Origin of the sequence: Stenotrophomonas maltophilia (assembly GCF_047782825.1) — a bacterium.
Taxonomy (GTDB): domain Bacteria; phylum Pseudomonadota; class Gammaproteobacteria; order Xanthomonadales; family Xanthomonadaceae; genus Stenotrophomonas.
Window position 1 is genome coordinate 1876028 of record NZ_CP180589.1, and the last position, 21309, is coordinate 1897336.

General features: G+C 67.0%; 19 protein-coding genes. 8 read left to right on the plus strand and 11 right to left on the minus strand.

What is annotated here, in order from left to right:
• Positions 1 to 12: 12 nt before the first annotated feature.
• The 7 genes from ACM2ZB_RS08680 to murJ all read right to left on the minus strand — a co-directional run bounded on the left by ACM2ZB_RS08680 (position 13) and on the right by murJ (position 9885).
• Positions 13 to 690 carry a lysoplasmalogenase gene (locus ACM2ZB_RS08680; RefSeq protein WP_416058183.1) on the minus strand — a complete coding sequence of 226 codons (678 nt, stop codon included), beginning with the start codon at positions 688 to 690 and terminating at the stop codon, positions 13 to 15.
• Positions 687 to 2570, minus strand: coding sequence for a M61 family metallopeptidase (locus tag ACM2ZB_RS08685; RefSeq protein WP_416058184.1), 1884 nt, complete (start codon positions 2568 to 2570; stop codon positions 687 to 689). The genes ACM2ZB_RS08680 and ACM2ZB_RS08685 overlap by 4 nt, the downstream gene beginning before the upstream one ends.
• Positions 2571 to 2927: 357 nt before the next feature.
• Complete coding sequence (gene ispH / locus ACM2ZB_RS08690) at positions 2928 to 3878, minus strand: 4-hydroxy-3-methylbut-2-enyl diphosphate reductase (RefSeq protein ID WP_416058185.1); 951 nt, start codon at positions 3876 to 3878, stop codon at positions 2928 to 2930.
• Positions 3879 to 3905: 27 nt separating this feature from the next.
• Entirely contained in the window at positions 3906 to 4430 is a 525-nt protein-coding gene (gene lspA / locus ACM2ZB_RS08695; protein ID WP_416058186.1) for a signal peptidase II, read from the minus strand.
• Positions 4430 to 7261 carry an isoleucine--tRNA ligase gene (gene ileS, locus ACM2ZB_RS08700; protein ID WP_416058187.1) on the minus strand — a complete coding sequence of 944 codons (2832 nt, stop codon included), beginning with the start codon at positions 7259 to 7261 and terminating at the stop codon, positions 4430 to 4432. The genes lspA and ileS overlap by 1 nt, the downstream gene beginning before the upstream one ends.
• Complete coding sequence (locus ACM2ZB_RS08705; protein WP_416058188.1) at positions 7258 to 8205, minus strand: bifunctional riboflavin kinase/FAD synthetase; 948 nt, start codon at positions 8203 to 8205, stop codon at positions 7258 to 7260. The genes ileS and ACM2ZB_RS08705 overlap by 4 nt, the downstream gene beginning before the upstream one ends.
• Before the next feature lie 75 nt (positions 8206 to 8280).
• Positions 8281 to 9885, minus strand: coding sequence for a murein biosynthesis integral membrane protein MurJ (murJ, locus tag ACM2ZB_RS08710; protein WP_416058530.1), 1605 nt, complete (start codon positions 9883 to 9885; stop codon positions 8281 to 8283).
• A gap of 117 nt (positions 9886 to 10002) precedes the next feature.
• Here murJ and rpsT point away from each other — a divergent pair, with 117 nt between their 5' ends.
• Positions 10003 to 10272, plus strand: coding sequence for a 30S ribosomal protein S20 (rpsT, locus tag ACM2ZB_RS08715; protein WP_005408560.1), 270 nt, complete (start codon positions 10003 to 10005; stop codon positions 10270 to 10272).
• Positions 10273 to 10490: 218 nt separating this feature from the next.
• On the opposite strand, the gene cgtA is transcribed toward rpsT, so the two are convergent.
• The 3 genes from cgtA to rplU all read right to left on the minus strand — a co-directional run bounded on the left by cgtA (position 10491) and on the right by rplU (position 12352).
• Entirely contained in the window at positions 10491 to 11543 is a 1053-nt protein-coding gene (gene cgtA / locus ACM2ZB_RS08720; protein WP_416058189.1) for an Obg family GTPase CgtA, read from the minus strand.
• Positions 11544 to 11759: 216 nt separating this feature from the next.
• Positions 11760 to 12023: a 50S ribosomal protein L27 gene (rpmA, locus tag ACM2ZB_RS08725; RefSeq protein WP_004148333.1), complete on the minus strand. Its 264-nt coding sequence runs from the start codon at positions 12021 to 12023 to the stop codon at positions 11760 to 11762.
• A gap of 11 nt (positions 12024 to 12034) precedes the next feature.
• A complete protein-coding gene (gene rplU / locus ACM2ZB_RS08730) occupies positions 12035 to 12352 on the minus strand; it encodes a 50S ribosomal protein L21 (protein WP_197584023.1) in 318 nt (105 codons plus the stop codon).
• Between the two features lie 354 nt (positions 12353 to 12706).
• Between rplU and uvrA the strand changes: the two genes are divergently transcribed.
• From uvrA to ACM2ZB_RS08745, 3 genes are all read left to right on the plus strand, one after another.
• A complete protein-coding gene (gene uvrA, locus ACM2ZB_RS08735) occupies positions 12707 to 15700 on the plus strand; it encodes an excinuclease ABC subunit UvrA (RefSeq protein WP_416058190.1) in 2994 nt (997 codons plus the stop codon).
• Positions 15700 to 16107, plus strand: coding sequence for an acyl-CoA thioesterase (locus ACM2ZB_RS08740; protein WP_116865286.1), 408 nt, complete (start codon positions 15700 to 15702; stop codon positions 16105 to 16107). Before uvrA ends, ACM2ZB_RS08740 begins: the two co-directional genes overlap by 1 nt.
• 124 nt (positions 16108 to 16231) lie before the next feature.
• On the plus strand, positions 16232 to 16981 hold the full coding sequence (locus ACM2ZB_RS08745) for an enolase (protein WP_416058191.1): 750 nt from the start codon (positions 16232 to 16234) through the stop codon (positions 16979 to 16981).
• 130 nt (positions 16982 to 17111) lie between these two features.
• Here the strand turns inward: ACM2ZB_RS08745 and ACM2ZB_RS08750 are convergent, their stop codons facing one another.
• Positions 17112 to 17558, minus strand: a complete 447-nt coding sequence (locus ACM2ZB_RS08750; RefSeq protein ID WP_416058192.1) for a copper chaperone PCu(A)C — start codon at positions 17556 to 17558, stop codon at positions 17112 to 17114.
• A gap of 34 nt (positions 17559 to 17592) precedes the next feature.
• On the opposite strand from ACM2ZB_RS08750, the gene ACM2ZB_RS08755 reads away from it, so the two are divergent.
• From ACM2ZB_RS08755 to ACM2ZB_RS08770, 4 genes are all read left to right on the plus strand, one after another.
• Complete coding sequence (locus ACM2ZB_RS08755) at positions 17593 to 18369, plus strand: enoyl-CoA hydratase/isomerase family protein (protein ID WP_416058193.1); 777 nt, start codon at positions 17593 to 17595, stop codon at positions 18367 to 18369.
• Between the two features lie 87 nt (positions 18370 to 18456).
• Positions 18457 to 19377: an acyl-CoA thioesterase II gene (tesB, locus tag ACM2ZB_RS08760; RefSeq protein ID WP_200752761.1), complete on the plus strand. Its 921-nt coding sequence runs from the start codon at positions 18457 to 18459 to the stop codon at positions 19375 to 19377.
• Positions 19378 to 19380: 3 nt separating this feature from the next.
• Positions 19381 to 19887, plus strand: a complete 507-nt coding sequence (locus tag ACM2ZB_RS08765) for a pathogenicity-like protein (protein WP_416058194.1) — start codon at positions 19381 to 19383, stop codon at positions 19885 to 19887.
• A gap of 147 nt (positions 19888 to 20034) precedes the next feature.
• Complete coding sequence (locus ACM2ZB_RS08770; RefSeq protein ID WP_416058195.1) at positions 20035 to 21255, plus strand: RNA polymerase sigma factor; 1221 nt, start codon at positions 20035 to 20037, stop codon at positions 21253 to 21255.
• Positions 21256 to 21309: the final 54 nt, after the last annotated feature.

Genomic DNA, 21309 nt, shown 5'->3' on the forward strand with positions numbered 1-21309 from the left:
AGCGACGCCGGATCACCCGCGCACAGGTGTGACCGAACGGGCGATCGCGTACTGCGCTGCGTAATACGTGGACAACACCAGCAGGCTCGCCACCGGCAAGCCACCCGCGAACCGGTCCCAGGCCAGCAGCGAATCGCTGGCGACGAACAGCACCGCGCCCACTGCCGCCCAGCGTGCGCTGCACAGCTCCGCAGCTGCCGGCTGCGGCCGCGCCCACACGCGTGCCAGCGCCAGCACCGCCATCGACGCCAGCACCGCCACATAGGCCAGCACCGGGATGCGCATCGGCTGCGGCAAGTGCGGCCACAGGCCCACCACGTTGAGCGTTGCGAAGCCGCCCAACAGCACCACCGCGCCCCACAGCCCCGCACCCGCACGCAGGCCGGCGCGGAACGCGACGATGTAGCAGACGTGCGCGAGCAGGAACGCGACCAGCCCCGGCACGAAGGCATCGACCGGCAGCATCAGCGCGATGTCCCCCAGGCAGGACAGCAGCATGCCGGCCAGCACCGCGCGGCGGTAGGACGGCGATGCCGCCGGCCGCGCCTGCCACGCGATGCCGGCGATCAGCAGCGTGGTGGCCGGCTTGGCAAACCAGTGCAGCCAACGGCCCTCCCCCTGCAGGAACGCGCCGATGATGGCCAGCACGGCCACCACCAGGATCAGGCCGTCGCGCCGGCGGATGATCATCGTGCCTTCCACAGCTCTGCAAGGCGATCCGGCTTGCCGGCGATGCGTTCCAGCACGGGGTACTGCAGGCCACCGTGGTAATCGATGCGCATCGTTTCGATGCGGTCGAACTGTTTCACCAGCAGTTCGATCGGCGCCTTGTCCTTGGCCGCGGCAGACACCGCGTCCTTCAGGCGCTCGCTGCTGTACTCACGCCCGCTCACGGCAATCACCCTCATGCCCGGTGCCAGACCGGCGTTGAAGGCCGGGCTGTCCCAGATCACATCGCCCACCGCACCCGTATCGAGCACGGTGGCGCCCAGCGAATACGCCAGCAGCGCGGCCTTGGCGCGCTTTTCCTGCGCCTTGTAGGCCTCGTTGGGCGTATCGCGGTAGACCAGTTTCCAGCCAGCCAGTTCCAGGCCACCGGTCAGCGAGCCGTGCCCGTCCAGGCGCTGGCGCAGGAAGCTGGCCCAGTCGTAGGGGGCAATGCCGTTGAGCGTGGCCACCACATCGTCGAAGGTGTACGGGTTGACGTTCCAGTCGCCATTGCCGACGCCGAAGAAGGCGCGCGCGAAATCATCCAGGCTGCGGCGGTTGCCGGTCAGCCCGCGCAGCTTGCCTTCCACTTCCAGCCACAGCATCTGCCCGCCGGAATAGTAGTCCTCGCTCATCTGGTAGTTGCGGTACGGCAACGTGCGGCGCTGGGCGATGGTCGGATCGTTGGTGGTGTCCTGCAGCGCGCGCCAGGCCAGACCTGGGCGGCCACGATCATAGGTCGCCGCCACGTTGGCCAGCATGTCGCGGGTCTGCTCGACCGACCACAGCCCCGAACGCGCGGCCAGCACCTGGCCCCAGAACTGGGTCTGGCCTTCGTACACCCACAGCAGGCTGTCGCCCATCGGCACGTTGAAGTTGGCCGTGGCCAGGTCCGCGCCACGGCGGTACTTGCCGTTCCAGGAATGGGTGTACTCGTGCGGCAGCAGGTCACGCATCCACGCGTTGCTGTCCCATTCGATGAAGTAGCCCGGGTCCGCACTGTTCTCGCTGGAACGGTGGTGCTCCAGCCCGATGCCACCGAGGCGGTCGGTCAGCGCCAGCAGGAATTCGTAGTGGTCGTAGTGGCGCGCGCCGTACAGCTTGTCAGCCTGCTGCACCAGCGCGCGATGCAGCTTGATCTGCGCGTCGGTCGGTTTCAGCGATTTAGCATCGTCGGCGAACACATTCAGGTGCACCGGCACCTTGGCGCCCGGGTCCAGATCGATGCGCTGGTGGTGTTCACCGGCAAACAGCGGCGAGTCGACCAGGTGGTCGTAGGCGATCGGCTTGAACACCACGGTATCGCCGTCGCGGCGCGCGGTTTCCAGCGCGGTGGCATAGCCCCAACCCTTGGGCAGGGTGACGCTGGCCTGCGCCTGCAGGTTGCGCGCATCCACGCCGGCCGGGTACAGCGAATTGGCGTTCCATTGCAGGTTCAGCATTTCCGGGGTCATCACCACCCTGCCCTGGCTGCCGCCCTGCGAGGACAGGAAATCGAAGTGGGCCACGATCTCGCTCACGCCCTCGGGCACGTCCACCTTGAACGCGTAGACGTTGTACTGGTCGCGCTGCCAGGCCAGCGGCTTGCCGTTGGCGGTCACCCGCAGGCCGGCCAGCTTGTCGATGGGGCCGGTGGGCGAATGGTTGCCAGGAATCCACTGCGGGTACAGCAGGGTCATCGGGCCCGGCTTGGCCGGCACGGTGGCGGTCACTTTGAAGATGCGGCGGGCCAGGTCGCGCGCGTCCACATCGATGCGCAGCAGGCCGGGCGCGGCGGCATCGCCCGGCGGCGAGGTCTGCGCCAGCGCAGGCGTGGCCGCCAGCGCGAACAGCACGGACATCACCAGGGCACAGGTTTTCATCAGCAGGTTCCAGCAGCGGTAGAACCTTCGATGCTAGGCCTGTGTGGTGCGTGGCCCCATGGCCAAAGGTCATGGGCGATGCCCATCCACGCATGGCGTGGATCTACTGGCACATAGGGTCATGGGCGGTGCCCATCCACGCATGGCGTGGATCTACTGGCGCATTGGTCATGGGCGGTGCCCATCCACGCATGGCGTGGATCTACTGGCGCATTGGTCATGGGCGATGCCCATCCACGCATGGCGTGGATCTACTGGGGATGCGATGTGCCGGCCGGATGCAGTAGATCCACGCCATGCGTGGATAACGTACACGCCGGTAGCGCCGGGCCATGCCCGGCGAACCACCTTCCGCCGTCAGTCCACCAACCGCAGACGCAGTTCCTTCGGCAGCGCGAACACCATCGATTCCGGTTCGCCATCCAGTTCGCCCACGCCGTTGGCACCCAGTTCGGCCAGGCGGGCCAGCACGCCATCCACCAGCACCTGCGGTGCCGAGGCACCGGCAGTCACGCCGATGTGCTGCTTGCCTTCCACCCAGCGCGGGTCGATCTCGTGCGCACCGTCGATCAGGTACGACTCCACGCCTTCGCGGCGGGCCAGTTCACTCAGCCGGTTGGAATTGGAGCTGTTCGGCGAACCCACCACCAGCACCAGGTCGCAGCGCTTGGCCAGGTCGCGTACGGCATCCTGGCGGTTCTGCGTGGCGTAGCAGATGTCGTCGTTCTTCGGGCCCTGCATGGCCGGGAAGCGCTCGCGCAGTGCATCGATGATGCCGCGCGTGTCATCCACCGACAACGTGGTCTGGGTGGTGTAGGCGAAGTTTTCCGGCTGGTTGATCACCAGCGTGGAAACCTGCTCCACATCCTCCACCAGGTAGATCTGGCCGGTACCGGCTTCGCGGTTCCACTGGCCCATGGTGCCTTCCACTTCCGGGTGGCCGGCATGGCCGATCAGCACCACGTCACGGCCGGCACGGCAGTGGCGGGCCACTTCAAAGTGGACCTTGGTCACCAGCGGGCAGGTGGCGTCGAACACTTTCAGGCCACGGCGCTCGGCTTCCTGGCGCACGGCCTGGGACACGCCGTGCGCGCTGAAGATGACGGTGTTGTTGTCCGGCACTTCATCGAGTTCTTCTACGAAGATCGCGCCGCGCTGCTTCAGGTCATCCACCACGAAGCGGTTGTGCACCACTTCATGGCGGACATAGATGGGCGCGCCCAGCGTTTCGATCGCGCGCTTGACGATCTCGATCGCACGATCGACACCGGCACAGAAACCACGCGGGTTGGCGAGCAGCACATCCATCAGTTCAGTCTCCCGGCAGCGGCCGGCTTACGGTTTCGGGGTGGCATTATCCGCCTTTTTGGCGGACTTGCCGTCGAACAGGCCAAACAGGGCGATGCCCACGGCACCGACCACGATGGCCGAATCGGCCACGTTGAACGCCGGCCAGACGTGGTCACCGATATACCACTGGATGAAATCGACCACGTGACCGTGCACCTGGCGGTCGATCACGTTGCCGATGGCACCGCCGATGATCAGCGCGTACGGCACCGCCGCCTTCCAGTTGCCACGGGCGGTGGCACGCAGCCACCAGGCCATCAGGCCGCTGATGGCGATGGCCAGCACGGTGAAGAAGTACTTCTGCCAGCCGCCGGCGTCGCTCAGGAAACTGAATGCCGCGCCGGTGTTGTAGGTGCGGTACCAGTTCCAGAAGCCGTCGATGACCACCACCGGCTGGAATTCCGGCAGGCTGGACAGCACCCAGGCCTTGGACCACTGGTCCAGGCCGATGATGGCCGCCGACAGCAGCAGCCAGATGAGGGCGTTGGGATGCGGACGGGGCGCGGCCATCAGAACCAGCTCCGCAGTTCACCGGCACCGTTGATGTTGCCGGCGCAGCGCCCGCACAGTTCCGGGTGATCGGCATTACTGCCGACATCGGCGCGGTGGTGCCAGCAGCGCACGCACTTGGCCTTTTCGGTGGGCTGGGCGCTGACGAACACCTCGTCGGTGGTCGCCGGGCGCACCTGCACATCGCCACTGATGAACAGGAAACGCAGTTCATCGGCCAGCGGCTGCCAGCGCGCGGCCTGCTCTTCGCTGGCGGCGATGGTGATTTCCGCTTCCAGCGCGGCACCGATGGCACCGTTGGCGCGCATCGGCTCCAGCACCTTGGCCACCTGCTCGCGCACGGCCAGCAGCTGGTCGAAATCGGCGGCGTTGAGCTGGGCATCGGCCGGCAGCGGCGCCAGGCCGTCATACCAGGTGGTGAACAGCACGTGGCCCGCACGCTCGCCCGGCAGGTAGCCCCACAGCTCGTCGGCAGTGAAGGTCAGGATCGGCGCGATCCAGCGGGTGAACGCTTCGGCGATGTGGTACATCGCGCTCTGCGCCGAACGACGGCCGTCCGAATCGGTCGGCATCGTGTACAGGCGGTCCTTGGTCACGTCCAGGTACAGCGAGCCCAGGTCCACGCTGCAGAAGTTCAGCAGCAGCTGGACGATCTCGGCCATGTTGTAGTTGTCGAACGCGGCCTTGATCTTTTCCTGCAGTTCCCAGGCGCGGTGCACGATCCAGCGGTCCAGCGCGACCATCTTGTTCAGCGGCCGCAGGTGCTGGGCCGGATCGAAACCATCCAGGTTGCCCAGCAGGAAGCGCGCGGTGTTGCGCAGGCGGCGGTAGGCATCGGCGTTGCGCTTGAGGATTTCCTGCGACAGCGACATCTCGTTGCTGTAGTCGGCCGAGGCGATCCACAGGCGCAGGATGTCCGCGCCCAGCTTGTTCATGATGTCCTGCGGCTCGATGCCGTTGCCCAGCGACTTGGACATCTTGCGGCCGTGCTCGTCCACGGTGAAACCGTGGGTGAGGCACTGCTTGTACGGGGCACGCTGGTCGATGGCCACGCCGGTCAGCAGCGAGGACTGGAACCAGCCGCGGTGCTGGTCGGAACCTTCCAGATACAGGTCAGCCGGCTTGCCGAAACCACGCGCGGCCAGCACGCCTTCATGGGTGACGCCCGAATCGAACCAGACATCGAGGATGTCGGTGACCTTCTCGTAGTCGGCCGCTTCGGCGCCCAGCAGTTCGGCGGCGTCCAGCGAATACCACACGTCGATGCCCTCGGCTTCGACGCGGTCGGCGACCTGCTGCATCAGTTCCACCGTGCGCGGGTGGATCTCACCCGTCTGGCGATGGGTGAACAGTGCGATCGGCACGCCCCAGGTGCGCTGGCGCGAGATGGTCCAGTCCGGGCGACCATCGACCATGCTCTGGATGCGCGCCTTGCCCCAGCTCGGGAACCAGCCCACGGTGTCGATGGCGGCCAGCGCATCGCGGCGCAGGTTGGCCTTGTCCATCGAGATGAACCACTGCGGGGTGGCGCGGAACACCACCGGCGTCTTGTGGCGCCAGCAGTGCGGGTAGCTGTGGCGGATGGGGTGGAAGGCCAGCAGCGCGCCGTTGTCGCGCAGCACACCGACGATGGCCTCCTGCGCCTTCCACAGGTGCTGGCCCGCCAGCACCACGTCACCGGCCGGCGGGGTCGATTCCAGGTACACGCCACGGCCGTCGATGGGGGTCACCTGGCCGGCGTTGTACTTGTCCAGCAGGCCGTACTTCTGGCTGACCACGTAGTCTTCCTGGCCGTGGCCGGGGGCGGTGTGCACCGCACCGGTACCGTCCTCGTCGGACACGTGTTCGCCGTTGAGCACCAGGATCTCGCGCTCCGGGTAGAACGGGTGCGCCAGCAGCTGGTTTTCCAGCGCCGCGCCGGTGGTTTCACCGTGCAGCACCACGTTTTCGACGCCATAGCGCTGCAGGGCGCGCTCGGCGAGGGCCGCGGCCAGCACCAGCCAGCGGCGCTTGCCGTTGTGCGCCGGGCCTTCGGCCAGCACGTAGCGGATATCCGCGCCCAGCGACACGGCCAGCGAGGCCGGCAGGGTCCACGGGGTGGTGGTCCAGATCGGCACGGCCACTTCCACGTCGCCCGGCAGGCTCACGCCGAAGGCCTGGGCCACGGCCTGCGCATCGCGCGCGGCATAGGCCACGTCGATCGCCGGCGATTCCTTTTCGTGGTATTCGATTTCCGCTTCGGCCAGCGCCGAACCGCAGTCGAAGCACCAGTACACCGGCTTGGCGCCGCGCACCAGGTGGCCGTTGGCCACGATCTTGGCCAGCGCGCGGATCTCGTTGGCTTCGAAATCGAAGCTGAGGGTCTTGTACGGGTTGTCCCAGTCGCCGGTCACGCCCAGGCGCTTGAAGTCGGTGCGCTGGATGTTGATCTGCTCTTCGGCGAACTCACGGCACTTCTGCCTGAATTCAACGGCGTCGAGCTTCACGCCGACCTTGCCCCACTTCTTTTCCACCGCGATTTCGATCGGCAGGCCGTGGCAATCCCAGCCCGGCACGTAGGGCGCATCGAAGCCGGCCAGATAGCGCGACTTGACGATGATGTCCTTCAGGATCTTGTTGACCGCGTGGCCCAGGTGGATGCGGCCGTTGGCGTAGGGCGGGCCATCGTGCAGCACGAACAGCGGGCGGCCGGCGGCGTTGTCGCGCAGCTGCTGGTAGAGCCCCTGCTCTTCCCACCGCGCCAGAATGCCCGGCTCGCGCTTGGGCAGGTCGCCGCGCATCGGGAATTCGGTGGCTGGCAGGTTCAGGGTGGTCTTGTAGTCCTGGCTCACGCAGTGGCTCGCAATCTGTGTTCGGAAAGAAGGGCGCGCGCCTGGTCGGCGTCGCGGTGCATCTGGTCGGTCAGCGCCGCCAGATCGTTGAATTTCTCTTCGTCGCGCAGCTTGGCGACGAATTCGACTTCGATGTGGCGACCGTACAGGTCCCCCTGGAAATCGAACAGGTGGGCTTCCAGCAGCGGCTCCACGCCTTCCACGGTGGGCCGGGTGCCGAAGCTGGACACCGACGGCCAGGGCTGGTCGAACACCCCGTGCACCCACGTGGCGTAGATGCCCGACAGCGCCGGGGTCTTCGGGAAGCGCAGGTTGGCGGTGGGGAAGCCGAGCGTGCGGCCCAGCTGGCGCCCACGCACCACCCGCCCGCTGATCGCGTAGGGGCGGCCGAGCAGATCGTTGGCATGGGTGAAATCACCGGCCTGCAGCAGCTGGCGGATGCGGGTGCTGGAAATGCGCTCGCCGTGCAGGTCCACCGCTTCGATCTCGCCCGCGGTGAAGCCCAGGTCGGCGCCCATCGCCTGCAGCAGGGCCAGATCGCCGCGACGGCGGTTGCCGAAGCAGAACTCCGGGCCGATCCACACTTCGCGTGCGCCCAGGCGGTGGGCCAGCAGCTGGTGGACGAAATCCTCGGCCGGCATCGCCGCCATTGCCGCGTCGAAACGCAGCAGGCCGATCGCATCGACACCGAGCTCGCGCAGGATCTCGACCTTGCTGCGTGCCAGGGTCAGCCGCGGCGGCGGCGTGCCCTGGGCGAAGAATTCACGCGGCAGCGGCTCGAAGGCCACGGCCACCGCGGCCACGCCCAAGGCGCGCGCGCGGGCGACCGCGTGGCGGACCAGCGCACGATGGCCCAGATGGAGGCCGTCGAATGCGCCGATACAGACCACGCTTCCGTTGGGGAACAGCTCCCCGCCCTCGACGCTTCTGAACAGCCTGCTCATCAAATCTCGTTCCGGCCCACCGGGGGCCGCCGCTTCAATGGTGTAACCCTGAAGTATAGCCGCCATGGGCGGCGATCAATGGCCGCGCAGGTCGCGCGGGCGGAAGCCCATGGCCAGCATGGCCACCGCATAGGTGGCGCCACCGCCGCCGACCAGCAGGGCCAGCGCGCCGATCCGCTCCCACACGGCCATGGCCGAGAAGCCCGGCAGCCAGTGCAGCAGGGCCAGCAGCACGCCCACCATGGCCACGCAGGCCACCAGCAGGCGCAGCAGGTAGCTGCCCCAGCCCGGCCGGCGCTGGTAGACATCGGTCTTGCCCAGCCAGTACCAGAGCAGGCCCAGGTTCAGGTAACTGGACAGCGCGCTGGCGATGCCCAGCGCCAGGTGCAGGCCCGGCTGCTTGCCGATGGCCGCCATCACGCCCTGCGCCTTCAGTTCGTCGGGCACCATCACCTGATACAGCACGGCCAGCAGGGCGAAGTTGAACACCATGTTGGCCACCAGCGCGGCCACGCCGGCACGCACCGGGGTGCGGGTGTCCTGGCGGGCGTAGAAGGCCGGCAGCACCACCTTCAGCAGGGCGAACGCCGGCAGGCCGAAACTCAGGCCGTACACCGACAGCGCGGTCATGCGGGTATCGAAGGCGCTGAACTGGCCGTGCTGGAAGATGGTGGCGATGAGCGGCTCGGCCAGGAACAGCAGGCCCAGCATGGCCGGCACCGAGATCAGCAGGGTCATGCGCAGGCCCCAGTCCAGCGAACGCGAGAAGCCTTCGCGGTCGGTACTGACATGGTGGCGGGCCAACGCCGGCAGGATGACCGTGCCCAGGGCCACGCCGAACACGCCCAGCGGCAGTTCCAGGAAGCGGTCGGCCAGCGACAGCCAGGACTGCGAGCCATCGGTCAGCTTGGCGGCGATGACCGTGTCCAGCAGCAGGTTGATCTGCGCCACCGACGAGCCGAACAGGGTCGGCACCATCAGGGTCATCACCTTGCGCACGCCCGGGTGGCTCCAGCCCCAGCGCGGAAGGGTCAACAGGTTGATGCCCTTCAGCGAGGGCAGCTGGAACAGCAGCTGCAGGATGCCGGCGGCCAGCACCGCCCAGCCCAGCGCCAGGATCTGCTTTTCCGGGGTGCCGCCCAGCCGTGGCGCCAGCCACAGCGCGCCGGCGATCATGCACAGGTTGAGGATGACCGGGGTCAGCGCCGGCATGGCGAAGCGCTGGAAGCTGTTGAGCGCGCCACCGGCCAGGGCGGTGAGCGAAACGAACAGCAGGAAGGGGAAGGTCAGCCGGAACAGGTCGACCAGCAGGCCCTGCTTGACCGGATCGGTATCAACGCCACTTGAGAATACCGAGGCCAGCTGCGGCGCGAAGATCAGCGCCACGGCGGTGACGAGCATCAGTACCCCACCCAGGGTGCCGGCCGTGCGCGCCATCAGTTCGCGCAGCTCCGCATGGCTGCGGGTCTCTTTCACTTCCGTGAACACCGGCACGAAAGCGGTGGCGAAAGAGCCCTCGGCGAACAAACGGCGCAGGAAATTGGGTACCCTGAAGGCGACCCAGAAAGCATCAGTGATGGCGTTGGTGCCGAACGTGGTGGTCACCACGAAGTCCCGGACAAGTCCGAGAACGCGCGAGACCATGGTCATGCTGCTGAACGACAGCAGGCCCCGCAACAACTTGGGTGAACTCACTCAGCGTCCCTCTTGACAATCGACTTGACGTGCATTTCTTACGCCATCATACTAGCTAGCTTGCTGTTCCCATAACACCGATTTTTTCAGGAAACCACCACCGTGGCCAATATCAAGTCCGCCAAGAAGCGCGCCAAGCAGACCGTCGTGCGCAACGCGCGCAACGTGGCTCAGCGCTCGATGCTGCGCACCGCTGTCAAGAAAGTGATCAAGGCGCTGGACGCCAACGATGCCGCCGGCGCCGAAGCCGCCTTCGCCGTTGCCCAGCCGATCCTGGATCGCTTCAGCGCGCGTGGCCTGATCCACAAGAACAAGGCTGCTCGCCACAAGAGCCGCCTGAACGACCGCATCAAGGCCCTCAAGGCCGCCTGATACGGCGTTGCCGCCCTGCCCTTCGGGGCGCGGGCAGCAGACAAAAGCCCGGCCCCGGCCGGGTTTTTTGTTGCCTGCGATCCGCCCCATGTAGAGCCGAGCCCATGCTCGGCTGCTGTTCGCACGGCCAGCCGAGCATGGGCTCGGCTCTACAGAAAAGCGGCAGCCCACAAAAAACCCGGCCGAGGCCGGGTTTTTCGTGCGGAACCACAACGGCATTACTGCGCGTTGCGGGCTTCCAGCTCGTCTTCCTTCTGGCGATCGAAGAAGGCCATGACCCGGCTCATGATCGGGAAGGTGCCTTCACGGCCCAGCGCGGAGACCAGGAACCACGGCTCCTTCCAGCCCAGCTCGGCCACGATCTGCTCGGCGGCGACCTTGGCCTCGTCCTCGAACATCAGGTCGGCCTTGTTCAGCACCAGCCAGCGCGGCTTCTGCAGCAGCTCCGGGTCGTGCTTTTCCAGTTCGCGCTCGATGGCACGCACCTGCTCGACCGGGGAAATGCCATCCACGCCACCTTCCATGGGGGAAATATCCACCAGGTGCAGCAGCAGGCGGGTGCGCTGCAGGTGGCGCAGGAACTGCGCGCCCAGGCCGGCACCGTCGGCCGCACCTTCGATCAGGCCCGGAATATCGGCAATGACGAAGCTGCGATAGTTTTCCACCTTCACCACACCCAGGTTCGGGTACAGCGTGGTGAACGGGTAATCGGCCACCTTGGGGGTTGCCGCCGAAACAGCACGGATCAGGGTGCTCTTGCCGGCGTTGGGGAAGCCCAGCAGGCCGACGTCGGCCAGCAACTTCAGCTCCAGCTTCAGCGTGCGCTCTTCGCCCGGCTCGCCCGGCAGCGCCTGGCGCGGCGAGCGGTTGGTCGAGCTCTTGAAGTGCATGTTGCCCAGGCCGCCACGGCCGCCCTGCGCCACCAGCAGGCGGTCGCCGTGCTGGGTCAGGTCGCCGATGATTTCATCAGTGGCCACGTTGATGATCACGGTACCGACCGGCACGGTGATGGTCAGGTCTTCGCCGCCCTTGCCGTAGGCCTGGCGGCCCATGCCGTTCTCGCCGCGCTGCGCCTTGAAGATGCGGTCATGGCGGAAGTCGACCAGGGTGTTCAGATTTTCGTCGGCGCGGATGTACACGCTGCCGCCCGCACCGCCGTCGCCGCCGTCCGGGCCGCCGAGCGGAATGAACTTCTCGCGACGGAAGCCAATGCAGCCGTTGCCGCCGTTGCCGGCGAACACTTCGATTTCTGCTTCGTCTACCAGTTTCATTGTTTCGATGCCTGCGATGGGCGCGGCCTGCGTGCCGCTGCCTTGCTTGAATGTCGTGCCGGATGCTCTCCGGCCACCGGGGCGGGGCCCCGCGATCGGGCCGTGCCCGTTGTACCACTGATTCCAACGAAAAGCCCCGCCGAAGCGGGGCTCTTCATGCAGCGTGCGATTCGACCAGCAAGGCCATGCCGGGGCATGGCTGCCGGACAAGCCTTATCAGGCTTCGACCGACACGACGCTGACGGTGCGACGCTTCTTGGCGCCCTTCACCGAGAACTCCACCTTGCCGTCCACGAGGGCGAACAGGGTGTGGTCGCGGCCGAGGCCGACGCCCGAACCCGGGTGGAACTGGGTGCCGCGCTGGCGCACGATGATGTTGCCAGCTTCAATGGCCTGGCCACCGAAGATCTTGACGCCCAGGTACTTCGGGTTGGAGTCGCGACCGTTGCGCGAAGAGCCTACGCCTTTTTTATGTGCCATGACCTATCTCCTTACTTGCTGCCACCGGCAATGCCGGTGATCTCGATTTCGGTGTAGTACTGACGGTGACCCTGGCGCTTCATGTGGTGCTTGCGGCGACGGAACTTGATGATCCGGACCTTGTCAGCACGACCCTGGGACAGGACGGTGGCGGTGACCGCAGCGCCGTTCAGGGCGTCGCCGATCTTGATGCCATCGCTGTCGCCGAGCAGCAGGATGTTGTCGAACTTGATCTCGCTGCCGACTTCGACTTCGAGCTTTTCAATGCGGAGCTTTTCGCCCTGCGCCACGCGGTATTGCTTACCGCCGGTGACCAGTACTGCGTACATGACCAGACTTCCTCTGTAGTTATTGTGGTCTATGGACTGCCGCCATCGAGGGCGGACAGGAGCGGGATTGTACGCAGATCAATGCGACCGGGTCAAGTCAACCCCTGGGCGGCCCTGAACGGGGCCTGCCCCCCTGCCTCTGTAGGGCCGAGCCATGCTCGGCTGAACGGCTCGGGGCCCGCGAAGCCGAGCATGGCTCGGCTCTACACAAAGCTGTCGCCTGGTCTCACAAGGTGAGACACCCGACTGGCATTGTCGCCCATTGCCCCCATCTGGTCACCTCGGTAGGCTGACCGATTGCCGTCCCCCTGCTGGCCCGGCACCCAGCCAACGCCCCCCATAACCGGATCCCCCATGGCGATGGATTTCATCCGCATCCGCGGCGCGCGGACGCACAACCTCAAGAACATCGACCTCGACCTGCCCCGCGACAAGCTGATCGTGATCACCGGCCTGTCCGGCTCGGGCAAGTCCTCGCTGGCGTTCGACACCATCTATGCAGAAGGCCAGCGCCGCTACGTCGAGTCGCTGTCGGCCTATGCACGGCAGTTCCTGAGCGTGATGGAAAAGCCGGACCTGGACCACATCGAGGGCCTGTCCCCGGCCATCTCGATCGAACAGAAGTCGACCTCGCACAACCCGCGCTCGACCGTGGGCACGATCACCGAGATCTACGACTACCTGCGCCTGCTCTACGCCCGCGTCGGCACCCCGCGCTGCCCGGACCACGGCTACCCGCTGGAAGCACAGACGGTCAGCCAGATGGTCGACCAGGTGCTGACCCTGGACCCGGAACAGCGCTACATGCTGCTGGCCCCGGTCATCCGCGACCGCAAGGGCGAGCATGCGCAGGTCTTCGACCAGCTGCGTGCGCAGGGCTTCGTGCGCGTGCGCGTGGACGGCGAGCTGTATGAAATCGACGCGGTGCCGCCGCTGGCGCTGCGCCAGAAGCACACCATCGAAGCGGTGATCGACCGTTTCCGCCCGCGCGAGGACATCAAGCAGCGCCTGGCCGAGAGCTTTGAAACCGCGCTGAAGCTGGGCGACGGCATGGCCTCGGTGCAGAGCCTGGACGCGGCCGACGCCACCCCGACCCTGTTCTCGTCCAAGTATTCCTGCCCGGTCTGCGATTACTCGCTGCCCGAACTGGAACCGCGCCTGTTCTCGTTCAACGCACCGATGGGCGCCTGCCCCGGCTGCGATGGCCTGGGCATGGCCGAATTCTTCGATCCCTCGCGCGTGGTGGTGCACCCGGAGCTGTCGCTGGCCGCCGGCGCCGTGCGTGGCTGGGACCGCCGCAATGCCTATTACTTCCAGCTGATCGCTTCGCTGGCCAAGCACTACAAGTTCGACACCGATGCGGCATGGAACTCGCTCCCGGCCAAGGTGCAGCAGGCCGTGCTGTACGGCAGCGGCGATGAGGCAATCACCTTCACCTACTTCACCGAGGCCGGTGGCCGCACCCAGCGCAAGCACCGCTTCGAGGGCATCATTCCCAACCTGGAACGGCGCTACAAGGAAACCGAATCGGCGGCGGTGCAGGAAGAGCTGGGCAAGTACATCAGCGAACACGCTTGCCCTGAATGCAACGGTGCGCGCCTGAACAAGGCCGCGCGCAACGTGTTCGTCGCCGACCGCCCGCTGCCGGAGCTGGTGGTGCTGCCGATCGACGAAGCCCTGAAGTTCTTCAGCGAACTGAGCCTGCCGGGCTGGCGCGGTGAGATCGCCGCCAAGATCGTCAAGGAAATCGGCGAACGCCTGGGCTTCCTGGTCGATGTGGGCCTGGATTACCTGACCCTGGAGCGCAAGGCCGACACCCTGTCCGGTGGCGAAGCGCAGCGCATCCGCCTGGCCAGCCAGATCGGCGCCGGCCTGGTCGGCGTGATGTACGTGCTGGACGAGCCGTCCATCGGCCTGCACCAGCGCGACAACGAGCGCCTGCTGGGCACCCTCACCCGCCTGCGCGACCTGGGCAACACGGTCATCGTGGTCGAGCATGACGAGGATGCGATCCGCCTGGCCGACTACGTGCTGGACATCGGCCCGGGTGCGGGCGTGCATGGCGGCGAGATCGTCGGCCAGGGCACCCTGCAGGACATCCTGGATGCCCCGCGTTCGCTGACCGGCCAGTACCTGTCAGGCAAGCGCGCAATCGAGATCCCGGCGCGCCGGCACAAGCCGAACCCGAAGATGACCCTGCACCTGCGCGGTGCCAGCGGCAACAACCTGAAGGGCGTGGACCTGTCAATTCCGTCGGGCCTGCTGACCTGCGTGACCGGCGTGTCCGGCTCGGGCAAGTCGACCCTGATCAACGACACCCTGTTCTCGCTGGCCGCCAACGAGATCAACGGTTCCTCGCATCCGATCGCCCCGTACAAGGAGATCGATGGCCTGGACCTGTTCGACAAGGTGGTGGACATCGACCAGTCGCCGATCGGCCGCACCCCGCGTTCGAACCCGGCTACCTACACCGGCCTGTTCACGCCCCTGCGCGAACTGTTCGCACAGGTGCCCGAAGCGCGTGCGCGCGGCTATTCGCCGGGCCGTTTCAGCTTCAACGTGCGCGGCGGCCGCTGCGAGGCCTGCCAGGGCGATGGCCTGATCAAGGTCGAGATGCACTTCCTGCCGGACGTGTACGTGCCCTGCGATGTCTGCCACGGCAAGCGCTACAACCGCGAAACGCTGGAGATCCTCTACAAGGGCTACAACATCAACGACGTGCTGGAAATGACCGTCGAAGATGCGCTGAAGCTGTTCGAGCCGGTGCCGTCCATCGCCCGCAAGCTGGAAACGCTGGTGGACGTGGGCCTGAGCTACATCAAGCTGGGCCAGAGCGCGACCACGCTGTCCGGTGGTGAAGCACAGCGCGTGAAGCTGTCCAAGGAACTGTCGCGCCGCGATACCGGCCGCACCCTGTACATCCTGGATGAGCCGACCACCGGCCTGCACTTCCACGATATCGAAGCGTTGCTGGGCGTGCTGCACAAGCTGCGCGACGAAGGCAACACGGTGGTGGTGATCGAGCACAACCTGGATGTGATCAAGACCGCCGACTGGATTGTCGACCTGGGCCCGGAAGGCGGCCACCGCGGCGGCACGATCCTGGTGACCGGTACGCCGGAAGACGTGGCGGCCTGCCCGCAGTCGTACACCGGCCAGTTCCTGGCCCGCATGCTGCCCTCCACCAGCGCGCGCCCGGAACAGCCGGCCGCCGTGGCCAACAAGCCCGACGCCCGCCCGCCGCGCAAGGTGAAGCCTGAGAAGCCGGCCAAGGTGGCGAAGAAGGCCGTGGCCGCCAAGAGCACCGGCAAGGCCAGCAAGAGCACCACGAAGAAGAAGGACGCCTGATGAGCAGCGAACACAAGATCCTGGCCCGCATCCCGATCAGCGTGCGCTGGCGGGACATGGACAGCATGGGGCACGTCAACAACGCCAAGTACATTTCCTACCTGGAAGAAGCGCGCGTGCGCTGGATGCTGGGCGTGGAAGGCGTGTCGATGACCGACCGCATCGCCCCGGTGGTGGCCGCGACCAACGTGAACTACCGGCTGCCGATCGTGTGGCCCAACGACATCCTGGTTGAACTGTTCGTCGAGCGCCTGGGCAACAGCAGCGTGACCATCGGCCACCGCATCGTGGACCAGCAGGACGATACGAAGCTGTATTCGGACGGCAACGTGGTGGTGGTGTGGATGGATACCCAGACCGGCAAGAGCGCGCCGCTGCCGGACGCGATCCGCAACGCTTCAAGCTGAAGGTAGTGCCGGCCGCTGGCCGGCATGCCCGACCTTGCACCTCGTAGAGTCGAGCTTGCTCGACTGCCGTTTGCCGGATCAGTCGAGCAAGCTCGACTCTACCGACACCGTTCAAAGGACTGACATGATCCACCACACCGAACTGCGCGACCTGCTGCCCGGCATGGTCCCCTTCCCCACCGATGTCTTCCCCGCCGACCAGGCCTGGCTCGGCCAGCACCTGCTGCCGCTGCTGAAGATCGACCTGGGCGTGCTGCGCCCGGAACTGGCGGGCCAGGTGGCGACGATGCTGTGCCCGATCGAGCCGTATGAAGGCTGTATCGGTGACGACACCACCGCGCACCACAACGCGTTCACTGGCATCAACTGGATCGCCTTCGAGCTGACCGCGGACAACCGCATGCGCTTCCTCGGCACGCAGGAGTACTTCCTGGGTGAAGCGGTGGAGGGCGACGAGGCCCGCGCCCATATCGTTGAAATGCGCGAGAGCCATGCCAAAGCGCGTGCGTATTTCCAGCAGCATGGGCGCCTGGCCAGCTGCTCGCGCTACGGCGACGGCGAGCTGGACGAACAGGCATGGCTGCAGCAGTTGGGCGGCCCGATCTGGTTCGGCAACTGGTCCGACTATGCCCCGCTGCCGACGGCGTTCCAGCTGCAGGATCTGGCCGGCTACCGGCAGCGCGGCAGCCTGCGTTTCCGCAATGACAGCAGCCAGCTGGCCGACGATGGCCTGCAACTGACCCGCGATGGCCAGGCCTTCTTCCATGTGGCCAGCGTGCCCGCCAGCAACTGGGTCGCGGCCGGCGCCGATGCCATCGTGATGTTCTACGAACCGCACAGCCGCACGGTCCTGTTTACGTTCGACTGGTCGTAAAGCCCCGCCGGGCATGGCCCGGCGCTACCGGGTGCGTCGCCTGCGCTTCGTAGAGTCGAGCTTGCTCGACTGCTGTTGGCCGGAGCAGTCGAGCAAGCTCGACTCTACGGCGGTCGACACCACCATCCCCTTACGGCGCGGCCTTGCGCACGGTCAGCGTGGCGCTGGCTTCACCACCGCCCTCCAGCTGCAGCTGCAGCGGCACGACCTGCCCTTCCTTCAGCGCGCCCGTGCCCCGCATGAGCATCAGGTGCAGGCCCCCGGGCTTGAGCTCGGCACGCGCGCCGGGCGCCAATGGCAGGCGTTCAATGGCCCGCATGCGGCTGACCCCATCGACCAGCGTGGTTTCGTGCAGCGACACATCGCCGAAGGTCGTGCTGCTGGCGCCGGTGATCGCGACCGCTTTGGCGCAGCCGTTGTGGATCACGCCGTAGCCGGCGGTCATCGGCATGGCCGGGTTCGGCGGCAGGCGCGCCCAGCCCTGCTGCACGGTAACGCAGGCCGGCGCGGCAACGGCCGCTGATGCTGCGCCCGCACACACCATCAACAATACGCCAACGAATGGTTTGGTTATCATCGCCTCAGATTCCTGTCCGCAACGAGACCGCAGCATGACGACGCTCATCGAGGTGATCAACCATGGCCCCATCCGCGAACTGCGCCTGGCGCGACCGCCGGTCAATGCGCTGGACACCGAGCTGTGCCGGCAGCTGATCCACGCCATCGATCTGGCGATGGCCGAAGATGTGCATGGCATCGTGCTGTCGGGCAGCGAACGGGTGTTCACCGGCGGCATGGACGTGCCGCACCTGCTGTCGCACGGCGATGACAAGCACAAGCTGCTGGACAGCTGGAACGCGTTCTTCGGCGCAGTGCGCACCGTGGCCGAGAGCCGCATTCCGGTGGTGGCGGCCATCACCGGCCACGCCCCGGCCGGCGGCTGCGTGCTGGCGCTGTGCTGCGATTACCGGGTGATGGCGCGCAGCGCGGACCCGGCCCGCCCCTATGCCATCGGCCTGAACGAGGTGCAGGTGGGGCTGGTGGCCCCCGAGGGCATCCAGCGCCTGCTGCGCCGCGCGGTGGGTGTGCACCGCTCGGGCGTGCTGCTCAGCACCGGCGCACTGGTGCCGGCCGAGCAGGCGCTGCAGATCGGCCTGGTGGATGAGCTGGCCGAGGGCGACCTGGTGGTGGCACGCGCCATTGCCTGGCTGCAGAACCTGCTCAAGCAGCCGCGCCAGCCGATGCTGCTGACCCGGGCCATCGCCCGCACCGAGCTGCATGAGGCCCTGCACCCCGACCTGATCCAGCTGGATCGCTTCGTGGAAGCGTGGTTTGCGCCGGATGCGCAGAACGCCCTGCAGGCGCTGGTGGCCCGGCTGGGCAAGTAACCGCCGCGCCTCCCCGGGGTCAGAGCCCTTTCGCAAAGCGAAAGGGATCCGACCCCTGACCGGTATAATCGAGCCTTCTTCATTGCTGTGGCCGCCCCCTTGAACGACACGCCCGAACCCGTCGTCTCCGAGCTGATCGACCTGCTCACCCTGGAGCGGCTGGAGGACAACCTGTTCCGCGGGCAGAGCCGCGACATCGGCACCAAGTACGTGTTCGGCGGGCAGGTGCTGGGCCAGGCGCTGGCGGCGGCGCAGGCCACGGTCGACAACGGCCGCCACGTGCACTCGCTGCACGCCTATTTCCTGCGCGCGGGCAACATCGACCACCCCATCGTCTACGACGTGGACCGCACCCGCGATGGCGGCAGCTTTTCCGTGCGCCGGGTCACCGCGATCCAGCACGGCAAGGTGATCTTCTTCTGCGCAGCCTCGTTCCAGCAGGCCGAAACCGGCGCCCAGCACCAGCACAAGATGCCCGAGGTGCCGCAGCCGGAGGACATCGAGCCGAACCGCCCGCTGCCGGCCGAAGTGCTGGAGCGGCTGCCGATCAAGGTGCAGCGCTGGCTCTCGCGCGGTGGTCCGTTCGAGTTCCGCCATGTGTACCCGCGCGATGAACTGAACCCGCCCAAGCGCCCGCCCTACCACCAGGTGTGGCTGCGCCTGAGCGAACCGGTGGGCGATGCGCCGGAGCTGCACCAGGCGCTGCTGGCCTACGCCTCCGATTTCCACCTGCTGGGCACGGCCACCTTCCCGCACGGGATCAGCTACTACCACCCGCACGTGCAGATGGCCTCGCTGGACCATGCGATCTGGTTCCACCGCCCGTTCCGCGCCGACGACTGGCTGCTGTATTCGCTGGACAGTCCCAGCGCGCAGGATTCGCGTGGCCTGGCCCGCGGCCAGTTCTTCACCCGTGATGGCGTGCTGGTGGCCAGCACTGCCCAGGAAGGCCTGATCCGCGTGGTACCGGACCAGGATGCCGCGGCCGCCGTGCCGGCCAAGGAGTAAGCAATGCGCCAGATTTTCAGCAGCCAGCGCGTGGAAACCGTGGAGGGCGTGGCCGAGCTGCTGCGCAGCCATGGCATCGACGTGAAGGTGACCAACGGGCGCTCGTACAAGACCCGGCGTCGCGGGCAGTTCAGCTATACCGACCTGGGCAACGCCAACGCCTACCCGGCGGTGTGGATCGTGCGTGCCGACGACCAGCCACGTGCGCGCGAGATCCTGCGTGATGCGCGCCTGCTCGACACCACCCGCCGCGACCACCCGACGGCCGAATTCGCCTTCCGCGATACCGCCGAAACCTCGAACAGCGGCCGCGGCTGGGCCTGGCGCATCCGCATCGCCCTGCTGGTGGTGATTGCCGGCGTGGCGCTGGTGATCGGCCTGAACCACCGCGGTGCCCCGGCGCCCACGGCACCGGCCCCGGCCCCGCAGGCACAGCCGCAGCCGCAGCCGGCCCCGCAGGCCGCGCCGGAAGAGGAAGAAGTGCGCGTGCGCATCCAGCCGTCCACGTAATGCGCAGGTAGCGCCGGGCCATGCCCGGCGAGCGCAGCGGCCTGACCGATGAGCCGCCGGGCATGGCCCGGCGCTACCGGGACGCGAACCGGTCACATCAGGCGCGCAACTCCGTCTTGGGACACAATCCCAGCAGGAGCTGCCGCCATGACCACTTTCGCTGCAACGATCGACGAGACGCTTGAACGCGAGCTGCCGGCGGCCAGCAGTGGCTGCCAGCACGCCTATGGGCGCATCGTGGTGGCCTGCCAGAACACGGTCACCGCCATTGCCCTGGCCATCACCGGCGATCGCCAGGCCAGCGAGGACATCGCCCAGGAAGCGTTCGTGAAGGGCTGGCAGCAGCTGCACCAGCTGCGCAGCGCCACCAGCTTCCTGCCGTGGCTGCGGCAGATCACCCGCAACCTGTCGCGCGACTGGCTGCGCGCCCAACGCGGGCGGCCGCTGAGCGGCGAAGCCGCCGAGGTCGCGCTGGGCATGGCCGCCGACCCGACCCCGGGCGCGGCCGACCGCCTGCAGCGGCTGGAAGAAGAAGTGGCCGCCGAGGACATCATCTCGGCCCTGCCCAGCGACAGCCGCGAAGTGCTGCTGCTCTACTACCGCGAAGGCCAACGCTCGCAGCAGGTGGCCGATCTGCTGGGCCTGAGCGATGCGGCTGTGCGCAAGCGGCTTTCCCGGGCACGGGCGCAGGTGCGCGACGGGCTGCTGCAGCGCTTCGGCGAATTCGCCCGCAGCAGCGCACCCAGCGCGGCGTTCGCCACCACGGTGGTGTCGATGGTGCTGGTGGCTGCGCCGGGCACGGCCAGCGCGGCGATCCTGCTGGGCACCGGCGTGGGCGTGGGCGGCAGCAAGCTGGGCCTGGGCGGCGTGAGTGCCGCCGGCGGTACGGCACTGGGTTCGTTGACGGCGGCCATTGGTGAAAGCCCGCTGGTCGGCAACGGCTTCAACGCGGGCCTGGTGGTCGGCGGCGTGATCGGCGGCTTCGTCGGCTGCTACCTGGGTGGCCGCTACCTGCTGCGCTTCACCGAAACGCCCGCCGAGCAGGCGCAGATCATGCGCTTCGTGCGCTACAGCACCTTCACCGCGATGGGCACCTGCCTGCTGGTGCTGATCGGCGAAATGCTGAAGGCGCCGACGTGGGTGATGACCTCGTCGCTGCTGCTGGGCATGGGCGTGGTCAGCTACCAGTGCCTGGGGCCGCTGCAGCGGATCATGGCGCCGATGATCGCCCGCGACAACGCACGACGCGGACGCACGGGCCGCAACTGGGTGTACGAATCCATGTACGGGCGATCGGCGATCATCAGTTGCTGCGTATTGATGCTGCTGGTCGTCGCCGGCGTGCACTGGCTGGAATCGCTGGGCTGAGCTGAAACGACAACGCCGGCACGAGGCCGGCGTTGTCTTGCTTCACCGCCGCAG